The following is a 24,225-nucleotide window of genomic DNA, read 5'->3' as shown; positions in this document are numbered from 1 at the left end:
GAAAAGCTTTCGTCAGAAGAAGGGACTCAATTTTATGGTAAACGTAAAATTGATGTAGAACCAACTTTCGGACAGGTGAAGGCCAATTTGAGGTTCACTCGATTTTCAGTTCGTGGAAAATCGAATGTAGAAAATGAAACGAATCTGATCTTCATGGCTAATAACCTACGAAAATATAATAAAAGAAAGAAAAAATAGAATCATTCAGTAAGTAGAACCCCTGAGAGAATTGTATTCTACAATTTTCTCAGGGGTTCTCTATATTTAAAGACTTTCAGAGACTTTTGTCCCAGCCTCTTTTTTTGTCTACCTAAAATTACTTTTCCCACCAAAGTTTAATTAAAGCCTGAGTACCATCATCACCATTACCATTATCTTTTAACTGGTCATACAGCTTCTTCGCGTTCTGAGTTGAAGGAAGGTTCAATCCAAGCTTATTCGCTTCATCTAACGCAATTCCCAGATCTTTGATAAAATGCTTCACAAAAAATCCTGCTGAATAATCTTCTTTCAAGATTCTTGGGCCGTAATTTTGTAGAGACCAATTGGCTGCACTTCCACCACCAACAGTTTTGAGAACTTTTTCCAAGTTTAATCCTGCTGCTTTTGCATAGACTAATAATTCAGTCAAACCTGTCATTGTGCCAGCAATCATAATCTGGTTCGCCATTTTTGTATGCTGTCCGCTACCGGCAGGGCCTTGCAATTCCAGCGTCCCTGAAAATGTCGTAAATACAGGTTTCACTATTTCAAAATCTTCTTCATCTCCACCCACCATTGTGGTTACAGTTCCATTTTTTGCTCCTAGGTCTCCACCTGATACAGGAGCATCCAAAGCAGAGACACCTTTTTCTTTAGCCGTTTTATATATTTTTTCGGCTAATGATGGCTGACTCGTTGTAAGATCAATCAAGATTGAACCAGATTGTACCCCACTAAAAATCCCATTATCACTGTAATATACTTCTTCTACGTCCTCTGGAAATCCGACCATTGTAAAAATCAGTTCACTCGTCTGAGCAATATCTTTTGGTGTATCTTTCCATATAGCTCCAAGCTCTACTAATTCATCTGTTTTATTTTTCGTTCTATTGTACACATTGACTTCATATCCTGCAGATAATAGATGTTTTACAATTGATGCACCCATGACTCCTGTTCCGATAAACCCGATTTTTTTCATTTTAACTCTCCTCTTTTACTTTATTTTAATTATTATATCACTTAAATCTTTTATGTATAAAGCAGATTCACTATTCTTTTAAAAAAAACACTTTAAGAGAGTCAACTCTCTTAAAGTGTAAATTATTATTTAGAAGTATATTCTTCTACTAATTTAACGACTTCTTCCGCTGTCGTGCATTCGTTAAGTGCTTTATCACTTAATTCTTTCATTTCAGCAGTATCAAGGTCAGTTAGTAAACTACGAGTTTTAAGAATACTTGTTGCACTCATAGAGAACTCATCAAGACCTAGACCGACTAGTAGAGGAACTGCAATTTGATCTCCAGCCATTTCTCCACACATGCCTGCCCATTTACCTTCTTTATGTGCTGCATCTATTACGTTTTTGACCAAACGTAAAATAGAAGGATTATAAGGTTGATACAAGTAAGAAACACGTTCATTCATGCGATCAGCTGCCATAGTATATTGAATTAAATCATTTGTTCCAATGCTGAAGAAATCAACTTCTTTAGCAAATTGATCAGCCAATACAGCTGCAGCTGGAATTTCGATCATGATTCCTACCTGAATATCCTCTGCAACTTTTATGCCATCCTTGACTAAGTTAGCTTTTTCTTCTTCTAAGATTGCTTTAGCATCTCTAAATTCAGGAAGAGTTGCAATCATTGGGAACATGATTCTCAAAGTTCCATGTACTGAAGCACGCAATAATGCGCGAATCTGAGTACGGAAAACCTCGTCTTGATCCAAACTAACTCGAATTGCACGATATCCTAAAAATGGATTCATTTCTTTAGGCAATTCTAAATAAGGAAGTTCTTTGTCGCCACCAATATCCATCGTACGAACCACAACAGGTTTCCCATCCATACCTTCTAAAACCGCTTTATAAGCAGTATATTGTTCATCTTCAGTAGGCAATTCTTTAGAATCCATATATAAGAATTCTGTACGGTACAATCCGATTGCTTCTCCACCATTATCAATTACTCCAGTTAAATCTTTAGGAGTTCCGATATTAGCCGCCAGTTCAACGTGTTTACCGTCTTTAGTAACACTCTTCTCATCTTTCAAGCGGTCCCACTCAAGTTTCAACTCTGCAAATTCAGTTGCTTTTTTGTTGTATGTTTCAATAGTAGTTTCTGAAGGATTGATGAAAACATCACCTTCCATACCATCTACTACCAAAAAGTCTCCTTCTGAAACCATTTCTGTAATATTATTCGTTCCTACGATTGCAGGAATTTCTAATGAACGAGCCATGATAGCAGAGTGAGAAGTACGTCCACCAACGTTAGTCACAAAAGCCTTTACATATTGTTTATTTAGTTGAGCAGTATCACTTGGCGTCAAATCTTCTGCAATAATGATGACTTCTTCATCAATTGTAGCAGGAGTTGGAAGTTTTACATTCAGCAAATGAGACATAACACGTTTACGTACGTCCCGTATATCTGCTGCTCTTTCTTGCATATAAGGATTATCTTCCATCGCTTCAAAAATTGTAATGAAATTATCAGATGTTTGTTGCAAAGCTGCTTCAGCATTTACCTTTTCATCTTTGATTACTGTGTTTGTTTGATCAATCAAATCCGGATCAGAAAGCACCATTGCATGTGCATCGAACACTTGTGCTTCTTCTTCTCCAAGTGACTCTGCTGCAATAGATCGAATGTTAGCAAGCTCTTCTTTAGCTGTATCGATAGCAGCCTGTAAACGATTAACTTCAGATTCCACATCTGAAATCGTCTTTTTGTCAAATGATAAATCAGGTTCTACTAATAAATAAGCTTTAGCTTGAGCAATACCATCACTTGCAGCAATACCAGATACTTGTGATGCCATTATTCAGCCATTCCCTCATTTTTAATTGTTTGTTCGATTCCTTCAATTGCTTCTGTTTCATCTGCACCTTCAGCAGAAATTGTAACGTCTGCGCCTTGACCAACTCCAAGTGACATAACACCCATGATTGATTTCAAGTTAACAGATTTACCTTTATATTCTAAAGTAATATCTGAGTTGTATTTGCTTGCAGTTTGTACAAGTAATGTTGCTGGACGTGCGTGAATACCAGTTTCTGCTGTTACATTATAGCTACGTTTTTCCATTGATAGTTTCCCCTTTACAAATATAATAGTTTTTGAAAATAGTGAATAAAACATCCGTCTTATAGTTAGATAAAACTAGAAAAACGGCATAATAAGTCATTATTCACCTTTCTTCCTATACAGATTACCATTTTTCTGATAACCCTACAACTATTTTTTACTATTTCGAGGTATTTATCACTTGAAAGGCAAAATAGGTCAGAGTATAATAAGAATTAGCAATAGGTCAAATTTGGTCAAAACAACTTTATGTAGATGTTTCTTTGTAAAATATTGTTTAAAATAGTTGTTTTCAACTGACCTTTTGCAGATAGACTAGTATAATAAAACTAGATAATAGAACTAAAAGAAAGGTTGTGCAGCAGCATGATATGTCAAAGATGTATGCAACGCAATGCAACTATTCATTTAACCACAAGTATCAATGGGAGAAATCGTGAAATTGACTTATGTCAGAAATGTTATAGAGAAATCAGACAACAAGAGGAGCAAGGTAGAATGAATCAAGGAAATGCTCAAGACCCATTTGGTTTTGGAAACTTTGATGATCTCTTTAGAGCAATCTCTCAAGGCAACACTCAAAATCCTAATCAGCAGACTCCACCAAACCAGGCATTCCGAGGAAATGGTCAACAGCCACCTCGCAACAACGCTTCAGGAAGAGGCGGCTTGCTTGGAGAATATGGTGTAGATCTAACACAAATGGCTAAAGAAGGGAAAATTGACCCTGTCATTGGCCGAGATAAAGAAATAGAAAGAGTTATCGAAATCTTAAATCGTCGTACAAAAAACAACCCTGTTTTAACTGGAGAAGCAGGTGTTGGTAAAACTGCTATCGTAGAAGGTTTGGCTCTTAAAATTGTAAATGATGAAGTTCCACAAAAATTATTGAATAAAGAAGTAATTCGCTTAGATGTTGCTTCTCTCGTTCAAGGAACAGGTATAAGAGGACAATTCGAGGAACGCATGCAGCAATTGATAAAAGAATTGCGTGAAAATGATTCTATTATTCTGTTTATTGATGAAGTTCATGAATTAGTGGGCGCCGGCACTGCTGAAGGTAGCAGTATGGATGCTGGAAATATTTTAAAACCTGCTCTTGCACGTGGGGAACTGCAAATGGTTGGCGCTACGACTTTGAATGAATACAGAAAGATCGAAAAAGATCCTGCACTCGAAAGACGTTTGCAGCCAGTTAGAGTCAATGAGCCGACTCCAGAAGAAACCATTACAATATTAAAAGGGATTCAAAAACAATATGAAGATTATCACCATGTTCACTACACTGATAAAGCAATACAAAGTGCAGTGGAATTATCTCATCGTTATATTCAAGATCGTTTCTTACCCGATAAAGCGATTGATTTACTCGATGAAGCTGGATCTAAGAAAAATTTGACCATCCGTACAGTAGACCCAGCAGTAATCAAACAAAAAATAGATGAAGCTGAAAAGCAAAAACAAGCAGCATTACAACAAGAAGATTATGAAAAAGCAGCATTTTACCGTGATCAAGTAACTAAGCATAAAGAAATGCTGGATCAGCAAACACCCGATTCAGATTTACCTGAAATCTCAGAAAAAGATATGGTTCATATCATCGAGCAAAAAACAGGTATTCCTGTTGGAGAATTAAAAGAAAAAGAACAAGAACAATTACGAGACTTAGATCAGTCTCTGCGTAATCATGTAATTGGACAAGATGATGCTGTTGAAAAAGTAGCTAAGGCGATTCGTAGAAATCGTATTGGCCTAAGACAGAAAAATCGTCCAATCGGCTCTTTTCTTTTCGTAGGTCCTACAGGTGTTGGTAAAACTGAATTAGCTAAAACATTAGCGCTTGAATTATTCGGTAGTAAAGACTCATACGTCCGCTTGGATATGAGTGAATATATGGAAAAACACAGTACTTCTAAACTAATAGGCTCTCCTCCAGGTTACGTTGGATATGATGAAGCTGGGCAATTAACTGAAAAAATCCGCCGCAATCCATACAGCTTGATTTTAGTTGATGAAGTGGAAAAAGCCCATCCTGATGTACTGCACATGTTCTTACAGATTTTGGATGATGGAAGATTAACTGATGCACAAGGTCGTACAGTTAATTTCAAAGAAACAATTATTATCATGACAAGTAATGCCGGAACAACAAACGTTGAATCAAGCGTAGGATTTGGAGCACAATTAAGTGGAAAACAACATTCACTACTCAATAACCTTGGTGAATTCTTTAAACCAGAATTCTTGAATCGTCTAGATGGTATTGTGGAATTCCATTCTTTATCAAAAGAACATCTTATGGAAATCGTTTCGTTAATGTTAGAAGAAATCAATGATGCATTGAAACAACATAATATAACAGTAACAGTCGATGATAAAGCTAAAGAAAAACTAGTAGATTTAGGATATGATCCTAAAATGGGAGCCCGTCCACTTCGTAGAGTAATCGAAGAACAAATCGAAGATAAAGTTGCGGAGTACTACTTGAACCATCCGGGCGCAAGTAATATCAAGGCAACAGTAAATGATGATGATGCCATAGTTATTGAAAAAGTGGCTGCATCTCAAGAATCAGTTGCTGAAGATAAATACGACAATCCAATAGATAAGAATCAAAGTTCTTCAGAAGAATAAAAGTAAATCCCTTATAATGGACAAATAAAAAAGCACATGAGACTTACTGACCAATTACTTGGTTAATGAGCTCCATGTGTTTTTTACATAAACATAATAAATATATTGTAACTTTTTATAGAAGTGATGTTAATTCAACATCTGGATATTTATCGCTGAACCAGCGCTCTGCAAATTGATTTTCAAACAAGAATAAAGGTCTATCAAATCTGTCTCTAACCAGCATGTTACGACTTGATCCCATATTTTCGTCCAATTGTTCCGGATTAATCCAGCGAGCAATTCGACTGCCTATTGAGGTCATGACAACTTCTGAATTATATTCATTCAGCATACGATGCTGGAAAACTTCAAATTGCAATTGTCCTACCGCGCCAATGATGTACGTTTCAGTATGGTAGGTTTTGTATAGCTGAATAGCACCTTCTTGAACTAATTGATTAATTCCTTTATGGAAAGATTTTTGCTTCATAACATTTTTCGGTTCTACTTTAATAAATAATTCTGGTGTAAATTGTGGCAAGCTTTCAAATTCAATCGCCTGCTTTCCTTCGTAGATTGTATCTCCAATCTGGAAGTTGCCAGTATCATATAACCCGATGATATCTCCTGCTACGGCCCCTTTAACAGATTCTCTATTCTCAGCCATAAATTGTGTGGAATTTGACAATTTCATTTTTTTATCTGTCCTAGTTAGAGTAACATCAATTCCTCTTTCAAAGTCTCCAGAACAAATTCGTACAAACGCAATACGATCACGATGTTTTGGGTCCATATTTGCTTGAATTTTAAAGACAAAGCCAGAAAACTCTTCTTTATTAGGTGAAACCTTTCTACCGTCTATATCAATATGTTCAGTCGGTGCTGGAGCAAACTGTAAAAATGTCTCCAGAAAAGTCTGAACGCCAAAGTTAGTCAATGCAGATCCAAAAAATACAGGTGTCAATTCACCATCCAATATTGCTTTCTCAGAAAAATCATTTCCCGCTTCTTTCAATAGCATTGCTTCTTCTAATACTTGGTCGTACAGACTTTCTTGTTTTAGTTGATGCTCTCCTTCAATTGAGCCCTCTTCATTTAAAGGTATAAAACGTTCTCCATGATTTGATTCATCAGGGCGAAACATTTCAATGCGGTTATGATACAAATCATATAATCCCAGGAAATTTTTCCCTGATCCGATCGGCCAGTTCATTGGGTATGCATCAATTTCAAGAACTTCTTCAAGTTCTTCTACTAATTCTAATGGTTCTCTTCCGTCTCGATCTAACTTATTCATAAATGTGAAGATTGGTATCCCACGCATACGACAAACTTTAAATAATTTTTTAGTTTGTTCTTCAATCCCTTTTGCGCTATCTACTACCATAACAGCAGCATCTACTGCCATTAAGGTACGGTATGTGTCCTCAGAAAAATCCTCATGTCCGGGTGTATCTAATATGTTGATTCTTTTTCCATCATAATCAAACTGCATTACGGAACTGGTAACGGAAATCCCTCTTTGCTTCTCAATTTCCATCCAGTCTGACTTTGCAAATTTACCTGACTTTTTAGCTTTTACAGTACCGGCTTGCCTGATTGCTCCACCGAATAAAAGCAATTGTTCAGTTATTGTCGTTTTACCAGCATCCGGATGTGAAATAATAGCAAATGTTCTTCTTGACTCTACTTCTTTTTTCAATTGTTTGTTTTCTTTTGTTTCGTTTGTCATAATAACTTCCTTTATTTATAATTATTTCCTTCTAATCAAACAGTTCTCTTGCTCGTATCACAGGTTTTCAGCTAAGATAACGTAATTTTCTTTTCTTTTTTGATTTTTATAACGTAAACAACAATCGTTTTAATAATTGCAAATACAGGAACCCCAATTAACATTCCGAGTAATCCGGCAATATCTGCTGATGCCAATAATATCAATATAACTGTAAGAGGATGTATCGAAAGTGATTTTCCCACTAAAAATGGAGTGAATAAATTACCATCTAATTGTTGTACAATCAATACAAAGACTGCTGCTAATACTGCTTTTGCAGGAGAGTCAATCAACCCAACTACAATTGCAGGTGCTGCTCCTAAAAATGGACCCACGTATGGGATGAAATTAGTAATTGCAGCAAACACAGAGAGTAAAAATGCAGACGGAAAATCAGCTATAGTATACATGACAAAAAGAATAATTCCAACAAGTAATGAAGCCATTCCTTTTCCACTAATATAGCTGGCTATCGTTTCATTGATTTGAAGCGCTAACTCCTTGGCATTCTTTTTAAAATGTTCAGGGCTGATTTTTTCAATATAACTAGGGAATCTATGGCCATCATATAGCATATAAAATAAAATAACAGGTACCGTGATAAATAAAAATAAAAATTGAGTTAAGCTTTGGATTACACCACCTACACTCGTTACCATACCATCTAAAAATCCAGTGCCCAAATTACGTAACCACGTATCTATATTAAAAAGAATTGCATCAAAATCGACTTGTTCCATCCATGACTCTTCAGACAGTTTCCGAAAATAAAAATCAAGTTCGTTAATAAATTGAGGTATACCAGAAATAAGCAGACTTGTCTGCTCTACTAACATTGGAATACCTCTTAGAATTGTGAGAACAACTATCCCCACAAGCAATACCATTACTAGAGATACTCCATATATTCTTTTCACTCTTATTTTTTCAAGTAATTTAACAATAGGGTTTAATAAATAAAATAGAAAGCCCGCTATCAATAAAGGCATAAATAATGAAGTTAAGATAGCTAATAGAGGATTTAAAATGAAATCTATCTGTTGAAGAATGAATATTAACAATGCTACTGCTAAAAACCATACAGTCCAGAACATTATTTTTGAATTTTGCCAATTTATCACTTACATTTCTCCTCTACCATTTATTGACTACATCCTATTATATGACAGCTACTACTTAAATTAAAGAGGCAGTTATCACGATTAATTGACGAAAATACAAATTTAATGATAAAATTATAAAAATCTAGACAGGGGGGAGAATAATTTATGGAATTTTTATGGACCGAAGATATATCAAGTGAGGTATACAAAGATGCTATACACATTAGAAAAGAGGTATTTGTAAAAGAACAGCATGTAGAACCGGAACTAGAAATTGATGACCTTGAAGACCAAACATTTCATCTCGTAGGCTATATCAATTCAGTTCCATCTGCTACAGCTAGAATTTACGAAAAAGCACCTCATATATTCAAAATTCAGAGAGTAGCCGTTATTAGAGATGCAAGAAAAACTGGTTCTGGAAAAAAACTGATGGAAGAATTAGAACAGTATATTCGCTCCAAAGATGCAGAAATTATGATATTAGACTCTCAAGATCAAGCTATTCCTTTCTATGAAAAATCCGGATTTTCTGTAGAAGGTGAAGGTTTTATGGACGCTGGTATTCCTCATCACAGAATGGTTAAGAAAATTTAAGCAAAAAAAGTATTGTACTTATCAAACACTGTTCAATGAATAATTGTTCAGTGTTTTCTTTTTAGCAATCTTTGTCTTTTTTCCTTGTTAGCCTGGAATCTTTTTTTTGTCTCTGATCGTAGTATTTTCACAGATACTTCGGCATCTTTATCAGATTGTTCTATCTCTAAAACATCCCCAATTTTACAGCCTTTAGGTAACATTTCTTTTCTAACAATGATTTCATCACTTTTACTATCAGGGACCAATTTAGCCAGATTATTTTCTAAAGATTCAAAAACTACTTTCATAGCTACCACCTTGTCTGATTACATATTTAGAACCTTCTAGATAATAGATAGTTAAATATTCACTCATTTTTTTCTACTTCTATATCCAACTTGTCAGATCCATTCAACTTTACAGTAATTGTTCCATTATTAATCGTATTATAAAGAGGAATGTCGTTTTGCTCTATACGCTCCAAGGTCTCTTCATGTGGGTGACCGTAAGTATTATCTGCCCCCGCTTGTATGACTCCAACTCGCGGATCTGTAGCATCCAGCCATTCATTACTAGTACTATCATGAGATCCATGATGTCCGATTAAAAGAATATCCGTTTTCAAATCATAGTACTGTTTAATTAATCGATTCTCAACATTAGAAGAAACATCTCCTGTTATTGTAGTTCTGACACCGTCTAATGTTGTTCTTGTGACGATAGATTCTTCATTCTGGTCATCTGTTTCAGCTGTTTTGAATGGGCTGAAAACTTCAACTTTAAAAGGGCCAACAATTTTTTCTTCATTCGCTTTCGGTTCATGATAAAGTGTATCTGATTCTTCTATAGCATCTAATACATCTTCATAAATCTTCGTAGTATGGTCAACACCATTCATCCAAACTTCATTTACTTTATAATAATCAAGAACTAAATCCCCATTACCTATGTGATCTGCATCGTTATGTGTAAAAATCAAAAGATCGATTGTTCCGCCAGTACCTATATACTGATCCAGATACTTGATAATTTTTTTATCAGGATCATCATATCTACCTGTATCTATCAAGATGTTCGTTCCATCGTTAGCTTGCATTAAGGTAGAGGAGCCCTGGCCCACATCAAAAAAATGGATTGTTCCTTCAATATCTTGTACTTCACCAGTTGTTTGACTACCCAAATTTGAAAAAACAGAAGCTACATCGGTTCTCATATTTTCAAATTTACGTGAAAAGTAATCGATATTGTAAGAATCATCTCCGAAAAACAGCCCCATTAAAAAAGCAACACCTAATAGTAGTGTTGTGAAAACAAGCTGTATGCGTTGTTGTTTTTGTTTTTTAGTTAATTTTTTCTTTCTAACCATTTATTTACCTCGCAGTGCTTCGATCAGTTCATTTAAATCATTTGGAAGTGGTGCATATACCTGTAGCAACTGTTCAGTGAACGGATGTTTGAATGTTAATTCACTACAATGAAGTGCCTGTCTATAGAAATATCCACTCTTTTCTCCGTACAAATCATCTCCTAATAAAGGGCAGTCAATATGAGAAAAATGCACTCTGATCTGATGGGTTCGACCAGTGTGTAACTTCACTTTGACTAACGTAGCATTGTTAAACCTTTCTTCTACCCAGTATTCTGTTAACGAAGGTTTTCCATCTATTCTCACTTTTCGTGTAATAATTGAATCCGTTGTCCGTCCTATGGGCGCCTCAATAAAACTATGATTTTCAGTCATCACATCAGAAATGATCACTTGATAAAGCTTTTCAACTTCTTGCTTTCTCATATTTTGGTCAATCATTGAATGAGCAAGTGCATTCTTAGCAAAAATCATTGCTCCTGAAGTGTCTCTATCAAGTCTAGTTACCACATGCACGGTTTTATGCATGTATTGTTTTTTTTCAATATATCCCCTGATTCTATTAGCCATTGTATCTTCTCGATGTGTTGAAGAAGGAACGGATGCTACTCCGGCTGGTTTATTTACAATTAGGTAATATTCATCCTCAAACAAAATATCTAAAGATTTTTCAGATGGTTTCAAATGAGGATTAGCAGGCTCTATCGGTATGGACATTCGAATAGTATCTCCAGCATTCAGAGTATGTCTTACCCTCACCTCTTCGCCATTTACTTGCAGCTGACCACCGCTGAATTTTACTTTCGCAAGCATTTTTTTCGATACTTTCTTTTCTTTTAAAAAGGCTTTTAATGTTCTTGGTTCAGTTTCTTTGTATTTCCATTCAATGATCATTTCTTTTTCTCGCTCCCAAAAATGCATCTTCTACACGATTCCAGAAATGAGTATGCTGGTAACGGGCAAACCGAATTCGCTCATCAGCGATTTTAAATCTTAGTTCAGCAACTTCTGATTCAGTAGTCACTACTTGGTCTATTGTAAAAACGAAGTCTGCCGTATCAATAGGAATAATTTTGATCCATTCATCAGGTGCTATGACCATGGGAGAGCTCAAAGTACGAAATACACGATTGTTTAATGAAGCCATTTCCGTCAACTGAAGAGCTTCCAGCCGAGGATGTAATACTGCACCACCAATGGATTTATTATAGCCAGTAGATCCAGTAGGAGTTGAGATACACAATCCATCACCACGAAAACGCTCAAATTGTTCATCTCTAATGTAAACATCACAAACTAAAGTTCCATCAACCCGCTTGATTGTAGATTCATTAAGCGCAAGAAAATGCGCAGGTGCTGTTTTGTTCTTGAAATAAATCTCAACGTCTAATAATGGATACTGTACAAATTCTCCATTGTCTTTCTTTAGGCTTTCAATCAACTCACCAATATTATATTCGCGCCAATCCGTATAAAAACCTAAGTGCCCCGTATGGACTCCAATAAAACGAACATGATTTAAAATGTGAGCGTAGCGATGAAAAGCGGATAATAGTGTTCCATCTCCGCCAACAGAAATGACAATCGTAGGATTTTTCTGATCAATAACAAACTGATTTTCTTCCAGCATTGCACGTAGTTTCTTATATACTTTATTTGATTCTCCAGTTGAATTATATACGATTGCTACTCTCACTATACTATTCCTTCCACTTATTTCTTTCAATTGACGATTTACCATCTTTAAACCTGAAATTACTCTGTGCTTCCTTTATTTCTTCTCTTATAGTCGACATTTCTTCATCTAATTGAAATGCAGATTCCGCAGCTTTTTGAAGCCTTAAGTTAATTTCATGCGGAAATTCACCTTGATATTTATAATTCAATGAGTGTTCAATTGATGCCCAAAAATTCATTGCCAAAGTTCTAATCTGTATTTCAACTAAAATATATTTTACTTCATCAATCAATTGTACAGGGTATTCACAGATCAAGTGATAAGACCGGTATCCACTATCTTTTTTATGAGTTACATAGTCTTTTTCTTGAACCACTTTAAAATCATGACGATTTTTCAGAAGATCCACCACATCATAAATATCTTCTACAAACGGACACATGATGCGAATACCTGCTAAATCCTCCATATCCGTTTCCAACTTTTCCAAAGAAATATTTCTAGTTCTAGATTTCAATAAGATACTGTTAACAGGTTTCACACGACCTGTCACAAATTCAATCGGTCCATGTTGTTTGCTAAGTTGGTAAGATGTTCTAATCCCTTTAAGTTTTACTTTCAATTCATTCACTGTTTGAGTATATGGAAGTAAAAATAATTCCCAGTCTCTATCCATTTATATTACCTTCTTTTCATTTCCTTCTTTCATTCTTATCGAATCTATTGTACCATATTTATGGATAAAACCGTAATAGAGACCCCGGAATGAGGATAGCTATGGATCAGAATATCGAAATTGAATTTAAAAACTTATTAACAGAAAAAGAATATATGGATTTATTTAAAGGTTTAAATTTAAAAACTCAAAATATTTTTTCTCAAGAAAATATCTACTTTGACACAATAAACTTTGACTTAAAAAAGAAAAAATTGGCCTTACGAATCAGAATAAAAAACACCCATGCTGAAATCACTTTGAAATCTCCGCATAAAGAACACTTACTTGAAACAAATATAGCAATAAGTTTATTAGAAGCTCAGCAAATTATAAAAAGCAATGCATATTATACTTCAGATAGTATCGCTGATATTTTAAGATCATATGGTCTGGATACTAACATTCCTCTAAAAATTTTTGCAAATTTAAGAACTGAACGCATCGAACAAAAAAATAATAATAGTATTATTGTACTAGATAAAAATTACTACGCTAACCAAGTTGATTATGAATTAGAAGTAGAAAGTTCAAGTGCAGAAGAAGGAAATCAGCTTATTGATGATTTAATGAAAAACTACGAAATCCCTAAGCGAAAAACACCAAACAAAATTATGCGTGCTTTTAATGCAATACATTCAAAAGATACTGAAGTCTGAAAACAAGGATGCAATTGTGACGAATTTGTCACATACCAATAAATTTTATGACAAAATCTATGCAGATGATTATTAATATTTTCTCGTCTTTGTTAATCTAGTAAATGTAAAGAGGAATCACAGAAGTTATCCTAAATTTATATATTACTAATTGGACAAACTATTAAGTATTGTAGACAGCAAATTAACAAAATAAATTATTGTAAGGTGAGTATAGAATGGCATTAAATAATATTATAGAAATTTTTTTATTCATTAATCCTTTAGGGGCAAATAGTTTTGATGCAGAAGAAACTATAGAAGCTTTTTCTAAAGAAAGAGATGAAAGAGTAAAAATCAGCTTTGTACCCCTTTTAAATTTTAATTCAGTGAAAAAACAACTTTTAAATGAGAAGGCTGTACAAACTTCAATTGAAAATCGTAATAAGATGTACACTGACTCTTTTAATGCTAGTTTAGCTTTTGCCGCTGCTTCTATGCAAGGCAAAAAGAAAGCAAGAAAATTTTTAATGACTCTTCAGAAAAACATTATCGAAAATAACAATACTTTTTCTAAATCATTAGTCTTAAAAAGTGCACAAGCAGCTAAATTAGATATTGAAATGTTTGAAGAAGATTTTAATTCTGATTTAGTTAAAACAGCTTTTACTAAAGATCAGAAATTAGCTCAAGAAATGTCTGTACAAGATACACCTGCTTGTGTTTTATTCACTGGAAATGGTGAAGAATATGGATACCGTATTGATTCTATTATATCTAAACAATTATTACATGGATTATGTTCAAATAATTCACTGACTTCTGAGATGTCAGAGATAAAAAATAAATATAAATTCCAGACCGTTTAATTATTAAAAAGAAAAAGCCCACAAGAGGGCTTTTTCTTTTTGTATTTAATTAGAGATTTAAATCTTTTAGAGTATCTTCAAATTCGTTCAATCTTTCTTCAAAAACTTTCATAGCCTTCATAATATAGTCTTTATTAGTCATATCAACACCAGCTTTTTTCATTACCTCAATTGGAAAATCACTACTTCCTGCTTTCAAATAATTTAAATATTTTTCCAGAGTGTCATCTTCTCCATTCAAAATATTATCTGCTAAAGCAGTGGCAGCGCAAAAACCTGTAGAATACTGATAAACATAATAATTATAATAAAAATGTGGAATTCGAGCCCATTCATACTGAATCTCAGAATCTTTTTCTACAGCTTCACCATAATACTTACTGTTGATTTCTGCATAATTTTTGCTCAAATAATCTGCAGTCAAAGGTATTCCTTTTGCCGCTTCTTCATGCATGAAATGTTCAAATTCTGCAAATTGAGTTTGACGGAAGACCGTTCCTTTAAACCCGTCAAGATAGTGATTTAATACATAAGCACGTGCTTTAGGATCTTCAGTCGTTTTCAGTAAATAATCGGTTAGAATATTTTCATTTGTTGTAGAAGCTATTTCTGCTAAGAATATTGAATAATCGCCATAAACAAACGGTTGATTTCCACGCGTAAAATAACTGTGCGCACTATGCCCAAGTTCATGTACTAGGGTATATAAGTGATTAAGAGAATCATGCCAGTTTAATAAGATATACGGGTTAGTATCATAATCTCCTGATGAATATGCACCACTGCGCTTTCCTTTATTTTCCACAACATCGATCCAACGATCGTTAAAAGCTGTCTCTAATACTTTTTTATATTCAGAACCAAGTGGAGCAAGACCTTTTAGTGTTTCTTGTTTTGCTTCTTCATAGGTGTATTTTAAACTTGCTTCCCCTGTTATCGGAGTATATAAATCGTACATGTGCAATTCATTAACATTCAAGAGCTTTTTGCGCAATTCCATATAACGATGCAGTAAAGGTAAATGTTCATTAACAACATCAATCAGTGTTTCATGAACAGATTCGGGAATATGATTAGCAGAGAGCGCTCTTTCTCGAGCGGAATTAAACTTGTGTACTGATGCTTGATAGTTATGATTTTTCACATTTGCAGATAAAGTACTGGCAAATGTATTTTTTAATCCTTCATAGATTTCGTACATTTTTCGGAACGCTTCTGATCTGACTTCTCTATTTGTGCTTTCTAATAACTGACCATACATTCCATGAGAAAGCTGAACTTCTTCTCCGTGTTCCCCTTTCACTTTAGGAAAAGTTAAGTCCGCATTGTTCAACACACTAAAAGTCTGGCTAGAAGCTGTCAAAATATCATTGGCTCCAGCTAATAATGCTTCCATTTCTGCGGATAAGACATGCTCTCGATTCGCAGTTAGCTGATCAATATAATGTTTGTAAACAGTCAATTCTTCTTTTTCTTCGAAATATCCTTTTAATTTATCTTCTGATAAAGACAATAGCTCTGGTTCAAACCAAGAAGTTGCTTCTCCGGCTTTAGTAGCTAGTAAACGAGCGCGGTCATTCATTGCCTGATAAGTACCATTAGATGTATCTTGATCATTTTTCAAGTGAGAATATACATATACTGATCCAAATGAGCGAAAAACATCAAGAATAGATTCAAGTGCTTTTAAAAAATCCTCTGCTCCATTTGCTAGTGTTCCTTGTAAGCTTGAAACATTTCTAACCTTTTCCTCAGCTTCTTTAATGGCATTCTCCCATTCTTCATCTGACTTAAAAATTACAGTCAAATCCCATGTTAATTCTTTTGAAACTTCTTCACGTTTTGGTAAAGATTTTACTTCTGACATTGAAGCCCCTCCTAATATAAACTATAAAATAATGATAACACAATTTAAAATTCATTAGAATATACAATATATTTTGACTGTTCATTATTTGAAGACTTTATTGATGAGCTTTTTCTTAGTGTTTCTAGCTTCACTGCTTCACTCTTAAAACGTTCTGCTCGTTTTCGTACACTCCATTTGTTTTTTCGAATCAATTTTATAATATGATGTTGAGCTAACACCTCCATGTATTCATAAAATATCATTTTGCTATTATTTTCAATAATTAACGGCATTCTATAACATCTAATCTTCTCTTCTATTGTGAGCTGTTCAATAAATCTATTAAGTTTTTTTATGGTAATTACTTGACCGATCCGATGACTTTCTATCCACTTTAGCAAATAATATTTCCATTGAAAAGTTAACGTTTCTATAAGCCATTCATGCTCTACCGGTATATAAAGTTCTACTGGCATGTTAAGTAATGTTTCATTGTCTAAATATAATTCCTGACAAAATTGACGAATTTTAGGATCAGAATAATGTGCGGCTCTCATTAAATTAAAGTGTATCTCTTTTAAATCAAAAAACAGCTTATCTGTAGCTGGAATCGGTTTTTCCATTGTGCTTCCTTCTACTAAGTCAATTAAATAACTTAATTCTACAGTTAACGAATTATAATGCCACTTTTTACCATAAGATCTCTTGATATGACTTAATATCTGAAGACTTCGATTCTTTGTGGAATAGTGCATTATATAAAAGGAAAGTACTGGATGTACTCGAATAAAACTTTTCTGTAAGTTCGTAACACTAGGACCTGGTTTTAGGTTATTACCTAAGATCCAAAATACTTCATATCCACTTGATTGATAATTATTTGTTCTTTCAATCACTTTTTCTACTGGAATTGGGCTACACTGATATTCAATTACAATTTTTTTTTACTCTCTATGAGTATATCTGGTCTCTGATTTAAATTTTTTAAATATGCTTCTAACTTTACCATATACCCCTTTTTCTTGAAAAAGTTATAAATAGCTAGTTTTCCTTCCAGATGTTCTCTGGTTTCTCCTTCCGAAAATACCTTACAAGCTTCTTTAGGATGATGTGAAAAATGTGGAATCTTACTTTCACCTTTCTTAAGAAAAACTCTTTTCTCACAGCCTGGACATCTTAAACCTTTAAGCAGCGGTGCTTTACTATCACTAGCTTGTATATATTCATTAGTCTGCGTCAGTGCAATTATCATTTTCACCATTCCTTTCTATTATTAATACTGTTTTATTAAATAAAAAACAATCAAAAAAGACCACAGAACTATAAGCTCTGTGGTCATAAAGATTCTTATTTAAAATAGTGTCTAATCAATTCCAAGGCACTGTTATCCATGATTACTTCTGCATATTCATCTAATACTTCTGAAGAAATTCTGCTTTTTTCACCAAACTCAAGAATGTGGGCTATTTCTACTTCCATCGTTCTTATAACCATTTCTTCTACAAAAAATACAACGTGCAAGTAATACTGATCTTTATATTTGTATAAAGTAGATGCTCCACTTTCTAAAGAAAACTCTTGAGCCATCATAATTACCTGTTCAAAAGTTCGAAACACAAAAATCACTTCTCGAGATTTAACATCCTGAGCTTTTAAATACTCTTCTAATCCATCTGGTTTAACATTTTGAGATAACTTTTCATTCAACATTCTCACAGGATCCATTGCTGAATCATCATCCATCTCATCATTTAATTCTTCTTTAAATTGAGCACCCTTACTGATAAAGAGCTCTAAGCCATTATTATTTGGCATAACTTGAAAAGTAACAGCATCGGATTCTTGAAACTCTTCGTCTATATCCACTTCTTCAAGAATGCTGTAAAAAAAACTTTCGATTTGTTTTTGGTTTCCTAACAAATCAAGAAAGGTAATGCCTCTTTCTTCGAGGTCCCTGTTTTCTATTTTCACACGGATCGTATCATCATTGATATGTTCGATTTCCATCTTTCTAGCACCTCATTCCTTTAATCAGTGTTAGGCATATATATTAGTTTATAGTGTTTGCCGAATCGTAGGATTAATTTAAACATTATTCTAACTACATATCTTCATTGTAAATGTTTTATTAAAAAAATAAAGCTTAAACGCTGAATCATTAAGAGCCTACGCTCTTGCTATTATACAAAATGGAAGAAACGAATACAAGCGAATGATTCACATAAAATAAAAAAAGATTCGACGGTTCAAAACCAAGTCGAATCTTATAACAAATTTTTAATGTACTTAAACCATTACTAGCTATTGGAAAGTGCAACTAATCTTTGGGCTCTTTGTAATTCTAAGGCTCTTACTTCTCTAGGAATAAACTGACGAATTTCATCTTCGTTATATCCGATCTGCATACGTTTTTCATCGAGTACAATTGGTCTACGTAATAAACTTGGCGTATCTTGAATTAATGTATATAACTCTTTTAGTGACAGTTCATCAATATCAATATTTAATTGTTGAAAAGCTTTAGAGCGTGTTGAAATAATTTCTTCCGTTCCCTCTTCTGTCATTCGCATAATTGATTTAATTTCTTGGATACTAATTGGAGTTGACGCAATATTTCTTTCTTCATAAGGGATCCCGTATTCTTCTAACCATGCTTTTGCTTTCCTGCATGACGCACAACTCGGCGATGTAAATAATGTGACCATTATGTATTGCTCCCTTCAATTTCTGTATATTAGTAGTTTGTTTTCTTGCTTGTTGACTACATTTATAACTATAAACGAATTGTGAACACTTGTAAACCCCTTTTGTCATTTTTTTGTCAAATATTATATTACTTTTATGTAATAATTATGTAAAAAACATTAAAAACGTTGACATTAATGCATTTTCCATAAAACTCTTTGTTGCATATTAAAATCTTTTTTATTTATAACAATTACAATCTAGATAGTTATTTGTCACATCCTTTTTTATTTTCTGTATTTAAATCTCTGTAATTCTTTATTTATATAATGCTTTCTTTGAAGATATAATTTGTATTTATTCATTTACAGCAAAAAATCACTGCACTTTTATGCAGTGATTTTTGATGTTAACTTTCAATAAAATAGTTGAACTAATTCATCTACGCTAACTTGTCCGAAATATTTATTTATATCTACTTCTTCGAAAGTATCTCGTATTGATTTTTCTTCATAGGTTTTTCCGATCAATTTACTTTCGACATCTGAAATTTCTCCTAATCCAAAGAAATCCCCATATATCTTCAGGTCTTTAATAATCCCTCTATTGACATTCATTTTCACTTCAACTGTGCCTACAGATAGTCGTTCGCTGCGCTCTAAATCAAATTTAGGAGATTTTCCATAATTCCAATCCCAGTTAGCTGTATATTTTTCAGCAAACTTATCAATTTTTTCCCAGTCTTCCTCTGTTAGTTTATACTCTTTGACTTCTGATGTATCATCAACATGAAATATATTCAACAAAAGCTTTTCTTTAAAATTTTTAGCGTTCATGTATTGATACTCGTCACTTAGATACGGTTTAATATTTGTTACACGACTTCTAATAGATTTTATACCCTTAGACTCTAACTTATGCTTTTTGGGTCTTAACGCTCCTACGACTGCTTCAATTTCGGAATCAAACATCAACGTTCCATGAGCTGTTAATCTACCATTTTTTGAGTACATTGCATTTCCAGAGAACTTTTTATCGTCAATAACTAGATCATTGCGTCCTCTTAGCTCAGCTCCTTCTACACCCATTTTATGAAGGGCATCGATAACTGGAGAAGTAAATTTTTTGAAATCTCTAAAGGAATTTCCATCATCTTTAGTCAAGAAACAAAAACATAATACCCCTAAATCATGATAAACTGCTCCTCCTCCAGAAAAGCGTCTAACTACAGTTACGTCATGTTCATTTACGTAATCAGTATTAACTTCCTCAAAGGTATTCTGATTTTTACCAACAATGATTGAATTATCATTAATATAAAAAAGTAAAAGCGGTTCGTCTAACTCAATTTCATTTAAAAGATAGTATTCAATAGCAAGATTAATCCTTGCATCATGAATCTCCTGCCCATTTCTTTCGTTTTTAACATAATACATTTGCACTACTCCTTTTATACTATTAGTTCTAAGTTTTTTTCTGCTAAAATCGTTTTTGTCTTAGGTGCCTCTTCAGCTGCTTCTCTTCTTAACTTCTGTAGATCCCCTTTTTGTGGCAGATGACTTAAAACTAGCGTTTTCACATTTGCTTTATTTGCTATCCGTCCACACTCTTTTGAGGTCATATGCACTGAATGATTTTCCATTCCTTTAAAAAAATTAGAATCTGCAATTAAAAGATCAGCATTTTCTGCTAAAGGAATCAACTCTTCAATAAAACCAGAATCTGCTGTAAAGACCATAACTTTACCCGTTTTCCTTTCAATAATCCTAAACGCATAGCAAGGTACTGGATGCAGCGTTTTTAAATGGAGAATATCAAAAGGACCGATTGATATTTGTTTTTCTTTAGTATAGTCAATTCCCTGACTCACTTCATCCATAGTTGTTTTTAAAAATGACTGTTTATCATCACTGTGTCCATAAATCGGCAAAATAGAAGCTCGATTTCCATCTTCATCTCTTTTTAACTGTCTAGTAAATTGTAGTACACCTAAATCAGCAATATGGTCATGGTGGTAGTGTGTAAGCAGTACTGAATCTAACTCTAGTGGATCAAGATGATGTTCCAATGCTAATAATGATCCACTTCCTGCATCAAGTAGTAAATGATATCCTTCAGATTCCAGTAAGTATGAACTAGTACCAGTATCTCTAGTCGGATAACCACCATAGTAGCCTAATATGATTACTCTCATTTTTGATCTTCCTTTCCTATTTATTCTAGAATACTCCAGATTAAAATAAAAAAACAGCTAAAACTATAGAATACTTATAGTTTAGCTGTTATACATATATATTCTCAATCAATATAAACCATTTTGTTTTTTTAGATGTGCAATTACTTTTTCACTAACTTCATTTCCCTGTTCTATACAACTATTAATTCCAAATCCATTAACTCCGTTACCCGCCAGATAGATACCAGGATAATCAGTTCTGATGGCATCAAGCAACCTTGGCCTTTCATCCTGGAATTTAAATGAAGATTTAAGATAGGAATTTGTCCATCTTTTTACAACATGAAAAATCGGTTCTGCCGAAATTCCTAGTATTCTTTCAAGGTCCTTGAGTAGTAACTCTTCAATCTGTTTATTGCTTAGAGAAAGCATAATTTCTTCGTTTCCACGTCCAAAATAGACACCTATCAACTCTTCTTCTTTATTTTCTAAGCTTTTCCACTTCTTATTCAACCAAACGATACTTGAAATATGAGAATCATTTCTTCTAGAACATAAAACACCATTTCCTTGAGGTTCATCTTTTATTGCACCTTTTGGAAAACTGAACATAGAAAATCCCACAGAAGTCGTTTTGATATCTTTAAAATAATCAATTAATTCAGGGTCATTAAACAGTTCTTTATAAACACTAGGATCAGTAGCTACGACCACCGCCCCGACTCTTACTTGTTCTTTATGGTTGATATCTAAAATATACGTACCTTCGATACTCTTTTTGATTTCTGTTACTTTTTTAGAAAAAAGAACATGCTCATTAACTTCTTCCAGCAGTGCAGTAGTCAATGTTTCTAATCCCTGTTTAAATGATATTTGATTTCCAGTACCGTCTAAAAGATTCGGATTTGCTTCTATAGCTTTCGTTAGATCTCCATACTCTTGTTCTAATTCAACTATCTGCTTATTTAGAACTTCAATACTCGTTGATTCCATATCAGTCACATAGATTTTTGAAAAATAAGGTTCTGCAACATATTCTGTTAATTCCGTTCCTATTCTTTTAGTGAGGTATTCCATTACACTCGTTTTATCATGAACCTCAGTGTCAGACAGATAAGTATCTTTAAGGTAGGTTATTTTACCTTGAAAAGATAGAATATCATACTTCCATATGTCAGATCGTTTAGAAGGAATTCCATTATAAGATGGATTGTCAATATGATAAAGTTTATTAAAGGCGTAGATATCTTGCTTGCCATTTTGACTATGTGTCATTTCTTTCTGAAGATCTAATTCTTTTATCAAATCTAACGTATGATCCGTTCTAATATCGATAGATTCTGCTCCGATATCTACAAAGTCTTCTCCCATTTTCATGGTATGTATCTTTCCGCCTGAACGGATAGATCCTTCTAAGACTAAAAGCTCTAATGGTAAATTTTCTTCTTTAATAATTTTTTTCAAACGATATGCTGCCGTAAGACCTGTAATACCGGTACCTATAACGGCTATTCTCTTCTTTGATCTTTTCATTGCCTCATACCTTCCGTATACATATAAGGGAGTCTCTATTTCTAAATTATCCTGTATAAAGGTTTTCTAAATCGTTTTAATGCGCTTATAATGATATCCAAAGCATATCTTTTGCTTGTTTTAAATAAATATTAGTAGACTAAAACAAACTTACATATTTATACATGTAAGGCTTTATAAATATACAATATTGTATTTAATAACTTTAAGGTTTTGTAGGTAACTCCAACTGCCAAAATGCTGATCATTTGATTTTAAGGAGATTACTACAAGTATTCACATTATATCATGGATTTATGACTAATATCTGTTTTTTTTAAAAATTAATTTACGCATCTCTAATTTACTTAGGGCGTATATTATTCAATTTTTCACCTGTTTTATACAAAGATTTTTTATCCTTAATATATTGAAAATCATGGAATAGATCAACTACTTACTTAATTGAAAATAATAATAAATATCCGCTTTTCCTTTCAGGTTAGTAAAATGATAATTTTGCGTATTTAGACCACCAATTTCAAATCCATATTTTATGTAAAATCGATTAGCAATTAAATTATTAGATTGGGCAATAGTTGATATCCCTTTATATCCTTTTTCAGCAATGATTTCTCTCGAAAAATCTAAAATTTTACTGGCGATTCCCTGATTTCTATATGGATTACTTACTTTTAAATCACTTAGGTAAACGTAGCTATTCCATTGGTATTCAAATATAGCTAATCCTATACATCGATCTTTATCATATGCTCCGATAGAAAAACCATTTTTTATTACTGTGTCATATGAATAATTCTCTTCTGGAAATACCATTTCTGTAATTTGCTCAAACTCATTTTCAGTGTATAACCAATGACCATCAACTCTTGCCACGATCAATTCACCAATAATTTCAAATGATTCATTTTTCAGACTCAAACTTTTTTCATTATCTTTATCGACAACTTTTATTTCTATATTTTTCATCTTCGTCTCCAATTTTATTTTATTGAAAGTAACAAGCATAAATGCATAACATTATATATTTCTATACACTAGTGTTGCATTAAATAATTTAACTGTTTCAACACATAAAAAAGTCCTTTATAATGGGGTTGGATGACTTATCCAAGACCAAAACAAAGGACTTATAGCATGGATAAGTATAAAACAAAAATGACCATAAATAAATGGTTTTCGTACATTTCTTTAGAAAAATTAAGTGAAACGTCTCGACAGGTTATCGGTCAGTTTAATCGCTATTCAAAAAAGTTAACGTTTAAGAAAGTACTGAAACTCTTTCTCTATGCGATTAATGATGAAACCGATAGCCTACGGCATTTGGATCAACAGTTGGTCAACC

23 protein-coding genes and 2 pseudogenes are annotated in these 24,225 nt (G+C 33.5%); 6 read left to right on the top strand and 19 right to left on the bottom strand.

The window, feature by feature from the left end:
* On the top strand, positions 1-198 hold a 198-nt coding region (locus BM212_RS08725), incomplete at its 5' end, for a transposase (protein ID WP_143744928.1).
* Positions 199-316: 118 nt separating this feature from the next.
* Here BM212_RS08725 and BM212_RS08720 read toward each other — a convergent pair.
* The 3 genes from BM212_RS08720 to BM212_RS08710 form a co-directional block, all read right to left on the bottom strand.
* Positions 317-1,183, bottom strand: coding sequence for an NAD(P)-dependent oxidoreductase (locus BM212_RS08720; RefSeq protein ID WP_091898112.1), 867 nt, complete (start codon positions 1,181-1,183; stop codon positions 317-319).
* Between the two features lie 125 nt (positions 1,184-1,308).
* Positions 1,309-3,033 carry a phosphoenolpyruvate--protein phosphotransferase gene (gene ptsP / locus BM212_RS08715; protein WP_091898110.1) on the bottom strand — a complete coding sequence of 575 codons (1,725 nt, stop codon included), beginning with the start codon at positions 3,031-3,033 and terminating at the stop codon, positions 1,309-1,311.
* Complete coding sequence (locus BM212_RS08710) at positions 3,033-3,299, bottom strand: phosphocarrier protein HPr (RefSeq protein WP_072694521.1); 267 nt, start codon at positions 3,297-3,299, stop codon at positions 3,033-3,035. The genes ptsP and BM212_RS08710 overlap by 1 nt, the downstream gene beginning before the upstream one ends.
* 366 nt (positions 3,300-3,665) lie before the next feature.
* On the opposite strand from BM212_RS08710, the gene BM212_RS08705 reads away from it, so the two are divergent.
* Entirely contained in the window at positions 3,666-5,933 is a 2,268-nt protein-coding gene (locus BM212_RS08705; protein ID WP_072694520.1) for an ATP-dependent Clp protease ATP-binding subunit, read from the top strand.
* Positions 5,934-6,048: 115 nt separating this feature from the next.
* Here the strand turns inward: BM212_RS08705 and BM212_RS08700 are convergent, their stop codons facing one another.
* Both BM212_RS08700 and BM212_RS08695 read right to left on the bottom strand, forming a co-directional pair.
* Positions 6,049-7,647: a peptide chain release factor 3 gene (locus BM212_RS08700; protein ID WP_072694519.1), complete on the bottom strand. Its 1,599-nt coding sequence runs from the start codon at positions 7,645-7,647 to the stop codon at positions 6,049-6,051.
* A 71-nt stretch (positions 7,648-7,718) separates the two neighbouring features.
* On the bottom strand, positions 7,719-8,810 hold the full coding sequence (locus tag BM212_RS08695) for an AI-2E family transporter (protein ID WP_083540514.1): 1,092 nt from the start codon (positions 8,808-8,810) through the stop codon (positions 7,719-7,721).
* A 147-nt stretch (positions 8,811-8,957) separates the two neighbouring features.
* On the opposite strand from BM212_RS08695, the gene BM212_RS08690 reads away from it, so the two are divergent.
* The gene (locus BM212_RS08690; RefSeq protein ID WP_091898108.1) at positions 8,958-9,389 is read left to right on the top strand and encodes a GNAT family N-acetyltransferase; all 432 of its coding nucleotides are present in this window, start codon (positions 8,958-8,960) and stop codon (positions 9,387-9,389) included.
* 47 nt (positions 9,390-9,436) lie between these two features.
* Here the strand turns inward: BM212_RS08690 and BM212_RS08685 are convergent, their stop codons facing one another.
* Genes BM212_RS08685 through yjbM form a run of 5 tightly spaced genes read right to left on the bottom strand, consistent with a single transcriptional unit; the run spans position 9,437 to position 13,091 of the window.
* Positions 9,437-9,679, bottom strand: coding sequence for a DUF3006 family protein (locus tag BM212_RS08685; RefSeq protein ID WP_072694517.1), 243 nt, complete (start codon positions 9,677-9,679; stop codon positions 9,437-9,439).
* A gap of 59 nt (positions 9,680-9,738) precedes the next feature.
* Complete coding sequence (locus BM212_RS08680) at positions 9,739-10,737, bottom strand: ComEC/Rec2 family competence protein (RefSeq protein ID WP_091898106.1); 999 nt, start codon at positions 10,735-10,737, stop codon at positions 9,739-9,741.
* On the bottom strand, positions 10,738-11,631 hold the full coding sequence (locus BM212_RS08675) for an RluA family pseudouridine synthase (protein ID WP_091898104.1): 894 nt from the start codon (positions 11,629-11,631) through the stop codon (positions 10,738-10,740).
* Complete coding sequence (locus BM212_RS08670; protein ID WP_072696076.1) at positions 11,621-12,433, bottom strand: NAD kinase; 813 nt, start codon at positions 12,431-12,433, stop codon at positions 11,621-11,623. The genes BM212_RS08675 and BM212_RS08670 overlap by 11 nt, the downstream gene beginning before the upstream one ends.
* A gap of 4 nt (positions 12,434-12,437) precedes the next feature.
* Positions 12,438-13,091: a GTP diphosphokinase gene (yjbM, locus tag BM212_RS08665; protein WP_072694514.1), complete on the bottom strand. Its 654-nt coding sequence runs from the start codon at positions 13,089-13,091 to the stop codon at positions 12,438-12,440.
* A gap of 101 nt (positions 13,092-13,192) precedes the next feature.
* Between yjbM and BM212_RS08660 the strand changes: the two genes are divergently transcribed.
* Together BM212_RS08660 and BM212_RS08655 are read left to right on the top strand one after the other, a co-directional pair.
* Complete coding sequence (locus BM212_RS08660; protein WP_072694513.1) at positions 13,193-13,789, top strand: CYTH domain-containing protein; 597 nt, start codon at positions 13,193-13,195, stop codon at positions 13,787-13,789.
* A 218-nt stretch (positions 13,790-14,007) separates the two neighbouring features.
* Complete coding sequence (locus tag BM212_RS08655; protein ID WP_091898100.1) at positions 14,008-14,637, top strand: DsbA family protein; 630 nt, start codon at positions 14,008-14,010, stop codon at positions 14,635-14,637.
* A 49-nt stretch (positions 14,638-14,686) separates the two neighbouring features.
* Here the strand turns inward: BM212_RS08655 and pepF are convergent, their stop codons facing one another.
* The 9 genes and pseudogenes from pepF to BM212_RS08610 all read right to left on the bottom strand — a co-directional run bounded on the left by pepF (position 14,687) and on the right by BM212_RS08610 (position 23,849).
* Complete coding sequence (pepF, locus tag BM212_RS08650; protein ID WP_091898098.1) at positions 14,687-16,504, bottom strand: oligoendopeptidase F; 1,818 nt, start codon at positions 16,502-16,504, stop codon at positions 14,687-14,689.
* A 44-nt stretch (positions 16,505-16,548) separates the two neighbouring features.
* Positions 16,549-17,109 carry a hypothetical protein gene (locus BM212_RS13020; protein ID WP_442914831.1) on the bottom strand — a complete coding sequence of 187 codons (561 nt, stop codon included), beginning with the start codon at positions 17,107-17,109 and terminating at the stop codon, positions 16,549-16,551.
* 99 nt (positions 17,110-17,208) lie between these two features.
* Positions 17,209-17,738, bottom strand: a pseudogene (locus BM212_RS13015) (competence protein CoiA); the annotation flags it as partial.
* A 95-nt stretch (positions 17,739-17,833) separates the two neighbouring features.
* Positions 17,834-18,493, bottom strand: coding sequence for an adaptor protein MecA (locus BM212_RS08635; RefSeq protein ID WP_091898096.1), 660 nt, complete (start codon positions 18,491-18,493; stop codon positions 17,834-17,836).
* Positions 18,494-18,783: 290 nt separating this feature from the next.
* The gene (spxA, locus tag BM212_RS08630) at positions 18,784-19,191 is read right to left on the bottom strand and encodes a transcriptional regulator SpxA (protein WP_072694507.1); all 408 of its coding nucleotides are present in this window, start codon (positions 19,189-19,191) and stop codon (positions 18,784-18,786) included.
* Between the two features lie 396 nt (positions 19,192-19,587).
* Entirely contained in the window at positions 19,588-20,607 is a 1,020-nt protein-coding gene (gene lplA, locus BM212_RS08625) for a lipoate--protein ligase (protein WP_072694506.1), read from the bottom strand.
* Positions 20,608-20,621: 14 nt separating this feature from the next.
* Positions 20,622-21,365 (bottom strand): MBL fold metallo-hydrolase, encoded by a 744-nt coding sequence (locus BM212_RS08620; RefSeq protein ID WP_072694505.1) that lies wholly within the window; start codon positions 21,363-21,365, stop codon positions 20,622-20,624.
* A gap of 108 nt (positions 21,366-21,473) precedes the next feature.
* Entirely contained in the window at positions 21,474-22,880 is a 1,407-nt protein-coding gene (hemG, locus tag BM212_RS08615) for a protoporphyrinogen oxidase (protein ID WP_072694504.1), read from the bottom strand.
* A 432-nt stretch (positions 22,881-23,312) separates the two neighbouring features.
* Positions 23,313-23,849 (bottom strand): GNAT family N-acetyltransferase, encoded by a 537-nt coding sequence (locus BM212_RS08610; protein WP_072694503.1) that lies wholly within the window; start codon positions 23,847-23,849, stop codon positions 23,313-23,315.
* A gap of 168 nt (positions 23,850-24,017) precedes the next feature.
* Here BM212_RS08610 and BM212_RS12730 point away from each other — a divergent pair.
* Positions 24,018-24,225: pseudogene (locus tag BM212_RS12730) on the top strand (IS4 family transposase); the annotation flags it as partial.

It is taken from the genome of Marinilactibacillus piezotolerans (assembly GCF_900114235.1).
Classification (GTDB): Bacteria; Bacillota; Bacilli; order Lactobacillales; family Carnobacteriaceae_A; genus Marinilactibacillus; species Marinilactibacillus piezotolerans.
Note: the sequence above shows the minus strand (reverse complement) of the source record. Positions and strands in the feature narration are given on the sequence as shown.

Excerpts from the sequence above, each read along its gene's own strand:
- BM212_RS08720 (WP_091898112.1), bottom strand. The coding sequence starts at position 1,183 with ATGAAAAAAATCGGGTTTATCGGAACAGGAGTCATGGGTGCATCAATT.
- ptsP (WP_091898110.1), bottom strand. The coding sequence starts at position 3,033 with ATGGCATCACAAGTATCTGGTATTGCTGCAAGTGATGGTATTGCTCAA.
- BM212_RS08710 (WP_072694521.1), bottom strand. The coding sequence starts at position 3,299 with ATGGAAAAACGTAGCTATAATGTAACAGCAGAAACTGGTATTCACGCA.
- BM212_RS08705 (WP_072694520.1), top strand. The coding sequence starts at position 3,666 with ATGATATGTCAAAGATGTATGCAACGCAATGCAACTATTCATTTAACC.
- BM212_RS08700 (WP_072694519.1), bottom strand. The coding sequence starts at position 7,647 with ATGACAAACGAAACAAAAGAAAACAAACAATTGAAAAAAGAAGTAGAG.
- BM212_RS08690 (WP_091898108.1), top strand. The coding sequence starts at position 8,958 with ATGGAATTTTTATGGACCGAAGATATATCAAGTGAGGTATACAAAGAT.
- BM212_RS08685 (WP_072694517.1), bottom strand. The coding sequence starts at position 9,679 with ATGAAAGTAGTTTTTGAATCTTTAGAAAATAATCTGGCTAAATTGGTC.
- BM212_RS08680 (WP_091898106.1), bottom strand. The coding sequence starts at position 10,737 with ATGGTTAGAAAGAAAAAATTAACTAAAAAACAAAAACAACAACGCATA.
- BM212_RS08675 (WP_091898104.1), bottom strand. The coding sequence starts at position 11,631 with ATGATCATTGAATGGAAATACAAAGAAACTGAACCAAGAACATTAAAA.
- yjbM (WP_072694514.1), bottom strand. The coding sequence starts at position 13,091 with ATGGATAGAGACTGGGAATTATTTTTACTTCCATATACTCAAACAGTG.
- BM212_RS08660 (WP_072694513.1), top strand. The coding sequence starts at position 13,193 with ATGGATCAGAATATCGAAATTGAATTTAAAAACTTATTAACAGAAAAA.
- BM212_RS08655 (WP_091898100.1), top strand. The coding sequence starts at position 14,008 with ATGGCATTAAATAATATTATAGAAATTTTTTTATTCATTAATCCTTTA.
- pepF (WP_091898098.1), bottom strand. The coding sequence starts at position 16,504 with ATGTCAGAAGTAAAATCTTTACCAAAACGTGAAGAAGTTTCAAAAGAA.
- BM212_RS13020 (WP_442914831.1), bottom strand. The coding sequence starts at position 17,109 with ATGGAAAAACCGATTCCAGCTACAGATAAGCTGTTTTTTGATTTAAAA.
- BM212_RS08635 (WP_091898096.1), bottom strand. The coding sequence starts at position 18,493 with ATGGAAATCGAACATATCAATGATGATACGATCCGTGTGAAAATAGAA.
- spxA (WP_072694507.1), bottom strand. The coding sequence starts at position 19,191 with ATGGTCACATTATTTACATCGCCGAGTTGTGCGTCATGCAGGAAAGCA.
- lplA (WP_072694506.1), bottom strand. The coding sequence starts at position 20,607 with ATGTATTATGTTAAAAACGAAAGAAATGGGCAGGAGATTCATGATGCA.
- BM212_RS08620 (WP_072694505.1), bottom strand. The coding sequence starts at position 21,365 with ATGAGAGTAATCATATTAGGCTACTATGGTGGTTATCCGACTAGAGAT.
- hemG (WP_072694504.1), bottom strand. The coding sequence starts at position 22,880 with ATGAAAAGATCAAAGAAGAGAATAGCCGTTATAGGTACCGGTATTACA.
- BM212_RS08610 (WP_072694503.1), bottom strand. The coding sequence starts at position 23,849 with ATGAAAAATATAGAAATAAAAGTTGTCGATAAAGATAATGAAAAAAGT.